This is a genomic window from Actinomyces sp. oral taxon 897, assembly GCF_002999235.1.
Classification (GTDB): domain Bacteria; phylum Actinomycetota; class Actinomycetes; order Actinomycetales; family Actinomycetaceae; genus Actinomyces.
In genome coordinates, this window is the sequence record NZ_CP027236.1 from 2,242,491 (window position 1) to 2,254,793 (window position 12,303).

The 12,303-nt window shown below is 69.5% G+C and carries 10 protein-coding genes; 5 read left to right on the top strand and 5 right to left on the bottom strand.

The genetic code is table 11. The annotated features are described in order from the left end of the window. Positions 1-62 precede the first annotated feature (62 nt). Genes nrdE through nrdH form a run of 3 tightly spaced genes read right to left on the bottom strand, consistent with a single transcriptional unit; the run spans position 63 to position 2,884 of the window. Positions 63-2,219 carry a class 1b ribonucleoside-diphosphate reductase subunit alpha gene (gene nrdE, locus C3V41_RS08975; protein ID WP_106109978.1) on the bottom strand — a complete coding sequence of 719 codons (2,157 nt, stop codon included), beginning with the start codon at positions 2,217-2,219 and terminating at the stop codon, positions 63-65. Continuing rightward, on the bottom strand, positions 2,204-2,623 hold the full coding sequence (gene nrdI, locus C3V41_RS08980; RefSeq protein ID WP_106110778.1) for a class Ib ribonucleoside-diphosphate reductase assembly flavoprotein NrdI: 420 nt from the start codon (positions 2,621-2,623) through the stop codon (positions 2,204-2,206). The genes nrdE and nrdI overlap by 16 nt, the downstream gene beginning before the upstream one ends. A 9-nt stretch (positions 2,624-2,632) precedes the next feature. Beyond that, a complete protein-coding gene (gene nrdH / locus C3V41_RS08985; RefSeq protein WP_106109979.1) occupies positions 2,633-2,884 on the bottom strand; it encodes a glutaredoxin-like protein NrdH in 252 nt (83 codons plus the stop codon). A 561-nt stretch (positions 2,885-3,445) separates the two neighbouring features. Between nrdH and C3V41_RS08990 the strand changes: the two genes are divergently transcribed. Continuing rightward, on the top strand, positions 3,446-3,955 hold the full coding sequence (locus C3V41_RS08990) for a transcription repressor NadR (RefSeq protein ID WP_106109980.1): 510 nt from the start codon (positions 3,446-3,448) through the stop codon (positions 3,953-3,955). 272 nt (positions 3,956-4,227) lie between these two features. Beyond that, on the top strand, positions 4,228-5,445 hold the full coding sequence (locus tag C3V41_RS08995; protein ID WP_106109981.1) for a PTS transporter subunit IIC: 1,218 nt from the start codon (positions 4,228-4,230) through the stop codon (positions 5,443-5,445). Between the two features lie 373 nt (positions 5,446-5,818). Here C3V41_RS08995 and C3V41_RS09000 read toward each other — a convergent pair whose 3' ends face one another. After that, a complete protein-coding gene (locus C3V41_RS09000) occupies positions 5,819-7,393 on the bottom strand; it encodes a DUF5129 domain-containing protein (RefSeq protein WP_106109982.1) in 1,575 nt (524 codons plus the stop codon). A gap of 160 nt (positions 7,394-7,553) precedes the next feature. Further along, on the bottom strand, positions 7,554-7,973 hold the full coding sequence (locus C3V41_RS09005; protein ID WP_246741943.1) for a RidA family protein: 420 nt from the start codon (positions 7,971-7,973) through the stop codon (positions 7,554-7,556). A 110-nt stretch (positions 7,974-8,083) separates the two neighbouring features. Between C3V41_RS09005 and C3V41_RS09010 the strand changes: the two genes are divergently transcribed. From C3V41_RS09010 to pgm, 3 genes are all read left to right on the top strand, one after another. Then, on the top strand, positions 8,084-9,103 hold the full coding sequence (locus tag C3V41_RS09010; RefSeq protein ID WP_246741944.1) for a hypothetical protein: 1,020 nt from the start codon (positions 8,084-8,086) through the stop codon (positions 9,101-9,103). 239 nt (positions 9,104-9,342) lie between these two features. Continuing rightward, on the top strand, positions 9,343-10,413 hold the full coding sequence (locus C3V41_RS13155; RefSeq protein WP_165271621.1) for a hypothetical protein: 1,071 nt from the start codon (positions 9,343-9,345) through the stop codon (positions 10,411-10,413). A 170-nt stretch (positions 10,414-10,583) separates the two neighbouring features. Further along, positions 10,584-12,266 (top strand): phosphoglucomutase (alpha-D-glucose-1,6-bisphosphate-dependent), encoded by a 1,683-nt coding sequence (gene pgm, locus C3V41_RS09020; RefSeq protein ID WP_106109984.1) that lies wholly within the window; start codon positions 10,584-10,586, stop codon positions 12,264-12,266. Positions 12,267-12,303: the final 37 nt, after the last annotated feature.

Consider the following 12,303-nt stretch of genomic DNA (forward strand, 5'->3'; position numbering starts at 1 on the left):
GCGTACGGCTGGCCCGGGGAGGGCCTGCTGGCCACCGCCCCCGGGGTGCTGCCGGGACCGGCTCACAGCATGCAGCTCACGCAGCCCTGGACCTCGGTGCCGGTCAGGGCGGCCTGACGCAGGCGGATGTAGTACAGGGTCTTGATCCCCTTGCGCCAGGCGTAGATCTGGGCCCGGTTGACGTCCCGCGTGGTGGCGGTGTCCGGGAAGAAGAGCGTCAGGCTCAGCCCCTGGTCCACGTGCTGGGTGGCCGCGGCGTAGGTGTCGATAATCTTCTCGGGCCCGATCTCGTAGGCGTCCTGGTAGTACTCCAGGTTGTCGTTCGTCATGAAAGGCGCCGGGTAGTAGACGCGCCCGATCTTCCCCTCCTTGCGGATCTCGATCTTGGCCACGATCGGGTGGATGGAGGACGTCGAGTTGTTGATGTAGGAGATGGAGCCGGTGGGTGGCACCGCCTGGAGGTTGCGGTTGTACAGGCCGCCCCGCCTGACCCGCTCGGCCAGCGCGGCCCAGTCCTCGCGGGTGGCCACGTGGACGGATGAGCGCTCAAAGAGCTCCTTGACCCTCTGCGTGACCGGCACGAAGTCCTGGGTCACGTACTTCTCAAAGAACTCGCCGCTGGCGTAGGCGGAGTCCTCAAATCCCACAAAGCTCTCCCCGCGCTCCGTAGCCAGCTCGTTGGAGGCGCTCAGTGCCGCGTACAGCACGGAGGCGAAGTAGACGTTGGTAAAGTCCAGGGCCTCGGCGCTGCCGTAGTGGATGCGCTCACGCGCTAGGAAGCCGTGCAGGTTCATCTGCCCCAGGCCGATCGCGTGGGACTCGCGGTTGCCGCGGTCGATGGAGGGGACGCTGGGCAGGTGCGTCTGGTCGCTCACCGCCGTCAGGCCGCGCACCGCGGTGCGCACCGTGCGGGCGAAGTCCGGGGAGTCAAATGCCTTGGCAATGTTGAGGCTCCCCAGGTTGCAGGCGATGTCCTTGCCCACGTGCTCAAAGGACAGATCCTCTCTCAGCACGCTGGGCTCGGATACCTGCAGGATCTCCGAGCACAGGTTGGACATGACCACCTTGCCCGCGATCGGGTTGGCGCGGTTGACCGTGTCCTCGAACATGACGTAGGGGTATCCCGACTCGAACTGGATCTCGGCCAGGGTCTGGAAGAAGAGCCGGGCGTTGACCTTCTTCTTCTTGATCCGCCCGTCGTCGACCATCTCACGGTACTTCTCCGTGACGTTGACGTCGGCGAACGGGAGCCCGTAGACGCGCTCGACGTCGTAGGGGCTGAACAGGTACATGTCCTCGTTGTTGCGGGCCAGCTCGAAGGTGATGTCGGGGATGACCACGCCCAGGGAGAGCGTCTTAATGCGGATCTTCTCGTCGGCGTTCTCGCGCTTGGTGTCCAGGAACCGCATAATGTCGGGGTGGTGAGCGTGGAGGTACACGGCCCCCGCGCCCTGCCTGGCCCCCAGCTGGTTGGCGTAGGAGAAGGAGTCCTCCAGCAGCTTCATGACCGGGACGACGCCGCTGGACTGGTTCTCGATGCGCTTAATGGGGGCGCCCATCTCACGCAGGTTGCTCAGCAGCAGGGCCACGCCGCCGCCGCGCTTGGACAGCTGGAGGGCGGAGTTAATGCCGCGGGCGATCGACTCCATATTGTCCTCGATACGCACCAGGAAGCAGGAGACAGGCTCCCCGCGCTGGGCCTTGCCCTCATTGAGGAAGGTGGGCGTGGCCGGCTGGAAGCGCCCGGTCATCATCTCCTCGACCAGGTCGAGCGCCAGCTGCTCGTCGCCGTCGGCCAGCGTGAGGGCCACCATGGAGACGCGGTCCTCGAACCGTTCCAGGTAGCGCTTGCCGTCAAATGTCTTGAGCGTGTAGGAGGTGTAGTACTTGAATGCCCCCAGGAATGTCTCGAACCGGAACCTGTGGGCGTACGCCGCCTTGAACAGCCTCTTGACAAACTCCGGGTTGTACCGGTCCAGGACGCGGGCCTCGTAGTACCCCTCCTCCACCAGGTACTCCAGCTTCTCCTCCAGGTCGTGGAAGAAGACGGTGTTCTGGTTGACGTGCTGGAGGAAGTACTGGCGGGCGGCCTCGTGGTCGGCGTCGAACTGGATGAGCCCGTTGGCGTCGTAGAGGTTCAGCCTGGCGTTGAGGGCGTGGTAGTCCAGCTCGGGGGAGGACACCGGCTCCAGGCCGGTGTCCGTCAGAGTGTCTGCCAAAACTTGTCCAATCCTTGCTTGACGCGCTCGACGTCGGAGGGCGTCCCCAGCAGCTCGTAGCGGTACAGGAAGGGCACCCCCACCTTACTGGCGATAATGTCACCGGCAATACCGTAGGCCTTGCCGAAGTTGGTGTTTCCCGAGGCGATGACGCCCCGGCACAGCGACCGGTTGTGAGGGTCGTTGAGGAAGGTGATGACCTGCTTGGGCACGGCCCCCTTGACGGCGCCGCCACCGTAGGTGGGGACCACGAGCACGTACTCGCGGTCCACCCGCAGCGGCGCCTCGGTACGCCGCAGGGGGATGCGCGCCGTGGGGTAGCCGAGCCTGCCCACGAACCGGTGCGTGTTCTCCGAGGTGGAGGAGAAGTAGACCAGGAGCGGCTGGCTGCCCGCGTCGTCCACCGCCACCCCTCAGACGGCGACGGCCAGCTCCTGGGCGGCCAGGACGAGACCCTTGATCTTGTCGGGGCGGTAACCGGACCAGTGCTCACCACCGGCCATGACCACCGGCGCCTGGACGTAGCCCAGGGCCTTGACCTGCTCCAGGGCCTCGACGTCGAGGGAGATGTCCACGGTCTGGTAGGACAGGCCAGCCTTGTCCAGAGCCCGGTAGGTAGCGTTGCACTGAACGCAGTTGGGCTTGGAGTAGACAGTGATCGCCATGCTGGACCCTTCCTGGGAGTCGTCGGTGCCGTCCGGCCCGTGCCCCGCCAGGGGGTCCACCGGGGGGTGCGGTACGGATGTGGTCGGCGGGAGGGCGGGCCTCCCGTACGGGACTAAACACTACCCCTAGTGGTGCGAGGCCGCCACCACCCCTAGATGATGTGTTAGGCCAAGCCCTGTGTACAGTAGCCCCCCTTCCTGTGGACACACTTGGAGAACCTGTGGAGAACCGGTGGACAACGCACCCGCACCGGCCTGCCGGCGGCCGGGCGGGCGCCTGGTGCGGATGATGAGGCTCCCGCGGAACGACGCTCCCCCCAAAGGGTCGGCACGAGCCGTCCGCCGTTAGCCACAGGCTCCGGCCCCGCCGTCGCCCCCATGAATCCACACCCTGGGGACACAGGTCGCAAAACCGCTCCCCGCGGCCGCCTCTCCCCGGCGTGTCGCCACCCGTGCTACGGTCGGCACCCAGCCCGCGGTGCGAGGGGATCCGCACTCCCCCGGCGCACGGCTGGCACCACCGGCCCCGGTCCGCCCGCGAGGAGACGCCCAGGAGACAGTATGGACGCACCCACCCGCCGCCACCGCATTGTGGAACGCCTGAGCGGGACCACGACGCCGGTGTCCGCCACCACCCTGGGCGAGGAGCTGGGCGTCTCCCGCCAGGTCATTGTGGGCGACGTCGCCCTCCTGCGCTCCTCCGGCACCCCCGTCCTGGCCACCAGCCGCGGCTACCTCCTGGCCCGCCCGGCCACGCTGCCGCGTCGCACCGTGTTCGTCCAGCACACCCGCGCCCAGATCGAGGCGGAGGTCACCGCCGTTATCGGCGCCGGGGCCTGGCTGCTGGACACCTCCATCGAGCACCGCCTCTACGGGCAGATCACCGTGGACCTCCACCTGCGCACCCCTGAGGACGTCCGGGCCTTCCTGGGGCGCCTGCCCGTCTCCTCCACCCTGGCCGAGCTCACCAACGGCTGGCACACGCACACCCTGGAGGCCCCCAGCGAGGAGATCCTGGACGACGCCGTCGCCCGCCTGGAGGCCCTGGGCCTCACCCGGGAGCCGGAGTAGGCCCGGGCCCGGGGGCCAGCAGGCCCCCCGCCGCGCATGCATGGCATGGCCCGTAGGCCCGGGTCCGGGGGATCGGTAGGGCCCCGCACCTAAGACCCGCCCACCAGCACTCCCCCGACAGGAGCACGAACACGCGCAGGGCCGGCAGCACACGCCCACCCAACCTCTCCAGCCAGAAGTATGAACACACTCACACTGGGGTGAGGACCGGAAGGTCGTAGACTCCTACTGTCTTGACAGCTGTCATGACAGTAGAAGAGCAGGAGCCGCGTATGAGCACCCCTTCAGCACCCCTACCCACCGCCGACCCGGTCCCGGCCAAGACCTCAGCAGGTTCCGGCCACCCTGGCGCCGCCGACCCGCCCCAGGGGTCCACCCGTCCAACCCCACCACAGGGTGCCCACCCTGCTATCACCTACCTGCGCTCCTGGGCGCACCGCCTCTTTATCGAGGGCCTGACCGGCATGGCCCACGGCCTGTTCGGGACCCTCATTATCGGCACTATCCTCACGCAGGTCGGCGGTCTCCTGCCCGGGGCAGCAGGTACCAGCCTGACCCTCCTGGGGCGGGTGGCGACCTCGGTGACCGGTGCGGGCATCGGCCTGGGCACGGCCCGGCGCCTGGGGGCGGACACCTTTGTCGTCGTCTCCGCGGCCGTGGCCGGGCAGGTCGGGGCCCTGGCCTCCGGCCTCCTGGCCGGGACCACGCTCGTGACCGACGGCGTCGGCACCGCCCTGGTCCTACGCGGTCCCGGTGAGCCGCTGGGGGCCTTCCTGGCCGCCTACACGGCGGTGGAGGTCGGACGCGCGGTCTCCGGACGCACCCCGGTGGACATCCTGGTCACGCCCCTGGCCTGCGTCGCCGTCGGCGGGGCGGTGGGCCTGCTGGTGGGACCGCCCATTAGCGAGGGCATGACGGCGCTGGGCGACCTGGTCAACTGGGGCACCGAACGCCAGCCCCTGCTCATGGGGGTCATTGTCGCCGTTATCATGGGGATGGTCCTGACCCTGCCGATCTCCTCGGCCGCCCTGGGGGTGATCCTGGGCCTGTCCGGCGTGGCCGCAGGGGCGTCCACAATCGGCTGCACCACCCAGATGGTGGGTTTTGCGGTGGCCTCCTTCCGGGAGAACCGGTGGGGTGGGCTACTGGCCCAGGGGTTGGGCACCTCCATGCTGCAGGTACCCAATATTGTGCGCCACCCGCTGATCTGGGTTCCACCGACCCTGGCCTCAGCGATCCTGGGACCCGTGGCCACGGTGGTGCTGCACCTGGAGAGCAACGCAATCGGCTCCGGTATGGGTTCAGCGGGCCTGGTGGGCCAGATTATGACCTGGCAGACCATGTCGTCGACGACATCACCCGGCAGTCTTCTAGGGGTCCTCCTGGTGTTCCACTTCCTGGCCCCGGCGCTGCTGACCCTGGTCATTAGCGAGTTCATGCGGGCCCAGGGCTGGATCCGTCCCGGCGACATGGCCCTGGCCAAGGCCTGAGGACACGTGCTCGGCACTGGCTCGGGCCTTGTCCTGGGGTCCCGGTGACGTAAGCCAGGGCCTGGCCGCGGAGAATCGTGTGCCTGAGGTGTCTCCTGGCGCAGGTCCGGGCATTTACCCGGTTTTCCGAGGGGTTTACCGCTCGTCTGCGGGCCCGGATCCTTACGCGTGTCGCAATCTGAGGATCAGAACGGTGGGCACTCCTGACCGCGCCGAGGCTCAAGCCCATGACCTGCGCAGACATTGGGTGCACAAAGTCGGGAGCGAGGTGGGGTCGGCTCTGATCCTCAGATTGCGACAAAACCGGGTGCGAAGCCGCGCACACCCCCGATCCCGGCCCCAGGGTGAGGGCGTCTACCGGGAGTACGCCAGCTCAGAAGCTGGAGGAGGAGCCTGAGCCGGAGAAGCTCGACCCCGAGCTGAAGGAGCTTGAGCTTCCCGAGCCGTCAAAGGAGCTACCGGAGCTGGAGGCGGGGGTGTAGTTCGCGGCGTTGGAGTAGCCCACAATAAGATCTGACAGGGGTGCTGTGCTAAAGACCGATCCCAGGCTGGCCGAGTCAACCGCCTGCTGTCCCGGCGAGGACGGGTTGAGACGGATAGTGGAACACGGGTCGTAGGATCCCTGGATCCCGGCCAGGGACCAGTTGCCGTTGTAGGGCCTCTGCCTCACGAAGGACCGGCGGTCCTGGTACCGCCTGCGACGGGCCTCGGCGTACCGGGAGGTGTCCGCGTCCAGGGCGTCCTTCACAAGCCGCTCCGCGGTGGCCCGGATCCGGTCGGACATCCGGTCGAGCTCCCTGAGGGCCTGGGAGGGGGACATGGTCCGCTCCCTCAGGTCAATGGTTATCTGGGCGAGCCACCGGGACTGCTCACGCACCCAGGCCCGCACCGGTGTGACATCGAGGGCACCGGCCTCGGCGACCCTGTCGGTCAGGGTCAGCAGGGACGCCAGGTCCTCCCGGACCGGGCCGGTCTCGGTTCGCCAGGCCTCCTCCCACCTCGAGGACATGGTCAGGAGCGCGGAGGCGTTGGCTATGACGTCGTCGAGGGTGTCCAGGACGGCCGAGCGCCTGGCCAGTTTGGCGGTCAGGCGACCGACCCTGTCGCTGTACCACTGGGCGCCCCGGGGCTCGCCGAGCTCGGTGAAATCACGTGTCACCTTCTCGTACTCCCTGAGGAACCAGTTGTAGCGAGCCAGGACCTGGGCGCTATGAGGCTCCTCGGGGGGTAGCGTGCGGGCCATGAGCTCAGTGGCGTCGTAGTCGTGGGTGACCTCGCTGTAGGAGCGGCGGGCACGGGCGTCGAGCTTTCGGTTCCGACGGCCGCGGTGCAGGAGGAATGCCAGCCACACGAGTCCCAGGACGCTCATTACAGCCGCCCCCATGGCGTAGCCGATCTGACGGCCGCTCCCCAGACGCTGCGCGGACTCCTGGGCCATGAGCGTAATACCTTTGTCCCAATCCTGGGAACGCAGCGCGTTCTTGGCGACGTTCTGGATCTCCGCCTGCTCCTGCAGACTGACCTTGACGTCCTCCCCGAAGTAGCATCCCACAAACCGCGCCTGTGGGGCGACGGCCAGTATGACCAGGCCGTTTGCCCAGTAGCGCGGGTTCTTTGGTGAGATCCACGGGACGTCAGTGCTGTTGCTGGCGCGGGCGTACTCGAGGACCTCGTCGTTGAGGTTCTTCACGTCCTTTCCGGGCAACGTGAGCACAGCGACGTGCACGTCCTTGGAGAAGGTGAGGCGTTCAATGCTCTGGGACAGGGAGTCCACCTGGAGCACATGTGCCTCGTCGTGGATCTCCACCGTGGGATGGGCTGCGATCATGGCCTCCACAATGAGGGTGACGGGCAGCATTAGGATAAATCCCAGAATAATGAGGAGCTCCACGGCGAGGGCAGATACAGCCCGGATACCGCCGAGCCTCACAATAAGTGGCTGATCCATGAGGACTCTTGAATAAGAGATGGGACGGGGCATTACGTCTGCAGCGGGATGCGGCTGCTCCGACACTGCTGCCGACGACGGGTCCGGGATCCGGGCGGGAGGGCGGTAGGCCCACGGTGCTGCGCACGGTGGACCAACCGCCCCCGGCGGCCCACCGCCCTCAGCGGCGCACGGCCACTGCCTCGATCTCCACCCTGGCCCCCAGCGGTAGGGCGGCGACGCCGAAGGCGGCGCGGGCGGGCAGGATCTCACCGGTGAAGAAACGCGCGTAGACCTCGTTGACAGGAGCGAAGTCGTTAATATCAGCCAGAAGAACAGTGGTCTTGACGACGTCGTCATACCCCAGGCCCGCAGCCCCGAGGATGGCGCCGATATTGCGCAGTACCTGCTCAGCCTGCGCCTGGACGTCCCCGAGTACCAGGGCGCCGGTAGCCGGGTCGAGGGGCACCTGGCCGGAGACAAAGACGAGACTGCCAGCAGTCTCACCAGTAGCCACTGCCTGGGAGTAGGGGCCGACGGCGGCCGGGGCGTCGGGCGTGGAGACGGCGGTGAACGATGCGGTCGGGCGGGCGGCGGGCAATGGGGACTCCTCACGGTGTGCGCGGTGCGCCGGAGCGGATAGGATCGGTTCCATCCAGCCTATCGCCGGCCCCGCACCGCCGGCCCGTCAACCGAACGGAGACGACGATCATGGATGAGCGAGCACGTCAGGGCGCCGAGCGCCTCCGTCGCGCGGCGGCCCGCACCGGCGGAGCGCTCTCCCAGGCCGCCGGTCGGGCGGCGGAGCAGGCGGGCGCCTGGGGCCGGGCGGCGGAGCAGGCGGGGCAGGCGGCCAGTCAGGTGGCGGGGCAGGTGGTGGGGCAGGCCGCCCGGGCCGCCGACGCGGCGCGCTCCGCTCTGCCGGGCGGGATCCGATCCGGGCAGGAGTTCGAGGGCACGCTCTTCCAGCGCCGGCTGGCCACGGCCCTGGCGACCCGGCCGCATGCGCGCAGTCTGGGGACGAACATCCTCGGGGCGTCGTCCCTGCTGCGCACGGGCCTGTCCCTCGGCTGGCGCAGGAAGCGCACCCTGGAGCGTGAGGGCTTCGACACCACCGTTGCGCCGGGAGGGGTCCTCGATGCCGACGAGCTCATCCACGTCCACGGGCGCCGGCTGCCGAGCATCATGCGCAGTACGAATCTGGGTTTTCTGACGCGACGACGGCAGGACAAGGAGCTCCGGCCGATGGACGGCGGCTCCACCACCGGCTCCCTGAGCCGGGTGACCGTCCCCGAGGCCGACCGCCGGCGCGGCGCCGTGGACTGGGACCGCCTGTGCGTGGACACCAGCTCCGACAGGGCCGACGACGACCAGCACATCGACGTCCTCGTCGCGCCGATCGGGCGGGACGGGGCCGAGTACGCCGCCGACATGCGCCTCCTCCTGCCGGCGTGGCTCCCGCCCCGGGCCGCCCAGGCCCTCGTGGCGCGCCCGGACCGGCCCATCGTCCGCCTGCACCTGCTGGGCGAGGGCTGGGTCGGCGTCGACGACGGGGCCCGCTTCCGCCTGTACGAGGGCGTCCCCCACGCCATGCGCGGGTCCCTCGTGATGACGTCGGGCCGGGCGACACGGGCCGAGCTGTGGATCTCGGACCGCAAGAACATCGGACCCGACGTCATCGATTTCCTCGGCGAGGTCCTCGGCGATCTCATCGAACTGAGCGCGCTCTGAATCGCCGACGGCGGAGGATCGGAGGGCGGGGCCGGGCCCAAGGGCTCCCCGTCCCGGACCACGACCCCGCCCCGGACCGCCCCAGAAGCCCCGCCGCACCCGGGGCCGGGCCGGACGGACGGCGGACAATGGGGACTCCTCACGGTGTGCGCGGTGCGCCGGAGCGGATAGGATCGGTTCCATCCAGCCTATCGCCGGCCCCGCACCGCCAGCCCGTCGACCGAACGGAGACGATGATCATGGATGAGCGAGCACGTCAGGGCGCCGAGCGCCTTCGTCACGCGCAGGTCGCCGGTCGGGCGACGGGGCAGGCGGGCGCCTGGAACCAGCCGACGGGGCAGGCGGGCGCCTGGAACCAGCCGACGGGGCAGGCGGGCGCCTGGAACCAGCCGACGGGGCAGGCGGGCGCCTGGGGCCGGGCGACGGGCCAGACCGCCAGTCAGGCGGCGGGGCAGGCCGCCCGGGCCGCCGACGCGGCGCGCTCCGCTCTGCCCGGCGGGATCCGATCCGGGCAGGGCTTCGAGGGCACGCTCTTCCAGCGCCGGCTGGCCACGGCCCTGGCAGCACAGCCGCATTCGCGCAGCCTGGGGACGAAAGTCCTCGGGGCGTCCCTGCTGCGCACGGGCCTATCCTTCGGCTGGCGCAGGAGGCGCATCCTGGAGCGCGAGGGCTTCGATACCACCGTTGCGCCGGGAGGGGTCCTCGATGCCGACGAGCTCATCCACATCCACGGGCGCCGGCTGCCGAGCATCATGCGCCATGGTACGGATCTGATACGACAACACCAGGATAAGGAGCTCCGGCCGACGGAATTCGGCCCCGCCACTGGCTCCCTGCGCCGGGTGACCGTCTCCGAGGCCGACCGCCGGCGCGGCGCCGTGGACTGGGACCGCCTGTGCGTGGACACCCACGCTGGCATGGGCAACCAGCACGTCGACGTCCTCGTCGCGCCGATCGGGCGGGACGGGGCCGAGTACGCCGCCGACATGCGCCTCCTCCTGCCGGAGTGGCTCCCGCCCCGGGCCGCCCAGGCCCTCGTGGCGCGCCCGGACCGGCCCATCGTCCGCCTGCACCTGCTGGGCGAGGGCCGGGTCGGCGTCGACGACGGGGCCCGCTTCCGCCTGTACGAGGGCGTCCCCCACGCCATGCGCGGGTCCCTCGTGATGACATCGGGCCGGGCGACCCGGGCCGAGCTGTGGATTTCGAACCGCGACAGTCTCGTGTCCAGCATCTTCAACACCCTCGATTGCCTCGGCAAGTTCCTCGGCTTCCTCGGCGAGATCGGCGAGGTCGTCGCCCCATTCTTCTGAGGCGCCGACGGCGGAGGATCGGCGGGCGGGGCCGGACGGGCGGCGGGCAACGGCGGAGCGCACCGCGGAACAGGCCCGGGCGCCGTCGTCAATGCGCGCTCCGGAACATATCCGTCCGCTGAGCGGGAACCCCGGGACAATCGCGAGTGGCTCGTGACACACTAGGGCCCATGCATCCACGAGCAGGACAGCCAGCACAGCCCGAAGACCTCGTCAACATCGATGAGGTCATCTCCGCCTACTACGACCTCGTCCCCGACCCCGCGGTCCCCGCTCAGAAGGTGGTCTTCGGCACCTCCGGCCACCGCGGCGCCTCCTTGGACACCGCCTTCAACGAGGCCCACATCGTGGCGATCACCGCCGCGATCGTGGAGTACCGACGCTCCCAGGGCACCGACGGCACCCTCTACATCGGCCGTGACACCCACGGCCTGTCCGAGCCCGCCTGGCGCACCGCCATCGAGGTGCTCTCGGCCGCCAAGGTCATGACCGCCATCGACGCCCGCGGCTCCTACACGCCCACCCCGGCCGTCTCGCACTCCATCCTGCGGGCCAACGGCGCCGGTACCGAGGCCGGCGTGCGCACCACCGGCCCGGGCCTGGCCGACGGCATCGTCATCACCCCCTCCCACAACCCGCCGCGCGACGGCGGCTTCAAGTACAACCCGCCGCACGGCGGCCCCGCCGGCTCGGACGCCACCGGGTGGATCGCGGACCGCGCCAACGAGCTGCTGGCCGGTGGCTGGCGCGAGGTGCCGCGCGTGCCCATCGCCGAGGCCCTGGACGGCCCCTACGTCACCAAGCACGACTTCCTGGAGACCTACGTCGCCGACCTGGAGAACGTCGTCGACATGGACGCCATCCGCGAGGCGGGCGTGCGCATCGGCGCGGACCCGCTGGGCGGCGCCTCCGTGGACTACTGGGGGGCCATCGGTGAGCGCTACGGGCTCAACCTCACCGTGGTCAACCCCGAGGTGGACCCGGCCTGGCACTTCATGACCCTGGACTGGGACGGCAAGATCCGCATGGACTGCTCCTCCCCCAACGCCATGGCCTCCCTGCGGGCCAAGATGAAGCCCGACGCCGCCGGCAAGACCCCCTACGACGTCGCCACCGGTAACGACGCCGACTCCGACCGCCACGGCATCGTCACCCCCGACGGCGGGCTGATGAACCCCAACCACTTCCTGGCCGTGGCCATCGAGTACCTGTTCACCCACCGTCCCGGCTGGCCCGAGGGCTGCGCGGTGGGCAAGACCCTGGTGTCCTCCTCCCTCATCGACCGGGTGGTGGCGGCCATGGGGCGCAAGCTCATTGAGGTGCCCGTGGGCTTCAAGCACTTCGTGCCCGGCCTCATCGACGGCTCGGTGGGCTTCGGCGGCGAGGAGAGCGCGGGGGCGTCCTTCCTGCGCAAGGACGGCACCGTGTGGACCACGGACAAGGACGGCCTCATCCTGGCGCTGCTGGCCAGCGAGATCATCGCGGTGACCGGCAAGACCCCCTCGCAGCTGCACGAGGAGCAGGTGGCCCGCTTCGGCGCCAGCGCCTACGCCCGCATCGACGCGCCCGCCACCAAGGCCCAGAAGGCCCGGCTCGCGGCCCTGTCCCCCGAGGACGTGACCGCCACCGAGCTGGCCGGGGAGCCGATCGTCGACCGCCTGGTGCGGGCGCCGGGCAACGACGCGCCCATCGGCGGCCTTAAGGTCACCACCAAGGACGCCTGGTTCGCGGCCCGCCCCTCGGGCACCGAGGACGTCTACAAGATCTACGCCGAGTCCTTCAAGGGGGCTAAGCACCTGGCCCAGGTCCAGGAGGAGGCCAAGGAGGTCGTCTCCGCCGCGCTGGGGGCCTGAGCACTCGCGCGCTGGCCTTGCCGGGCCGGCGCCCCCG

Bases quoted from the DNA above. Each gene is read 5' to 3' on its own strand.
- nrdH (WP_106109979.1), bottom strand. From the start codon at position 2,884: ATGGCGATCACTGTCTACTCCAAGCCCAACTGCGTTCAGTGCAACGCT.
- C3V41_RS08990 (WP_106109980.1), top strand. From the start codon at position 3,446: ATGGACGCACCCACCCGCCGCCACCGCATTGTGGAACGCCTGAGCGGG.
- C3V41_RS08995 (WP_106109981.1), top strand. From the start codon at position 4,228: ATGAGCACCCCTTCAGCACCCCTACCCACCGCCGACCCGGTCCCGGCC.
- C3V41_RS09000 (WP_106109982.1), bottom strand. From the start codon at position 7,393: ATGGATCAGCCACTTATTGTGAGGCTCGGCGGTATCCGGGCTGTATCT.
- C3V41_RS09010 (WP_246741944.1), top strand. From the start codon at position 8,084: ATGGATGAGCGAGCACGTCAGGGCGCCGAGCGCCTCCGTCGCGCGGCG.
- C3V41_RS13155 (WP_165271621.1), top strand. From the start codon at position 9,343: ATGGATGAGCGAGCACGTCAGGGCGCCGAGCGCCTTCGTCACGCGCAG.
- pgm (WP_106109984.1), top strand. From the start codon at position 10,584: ATGCATCCACGAGCAGGACAGCCAGCACAGCCCGAAGACCTCGTCAAC.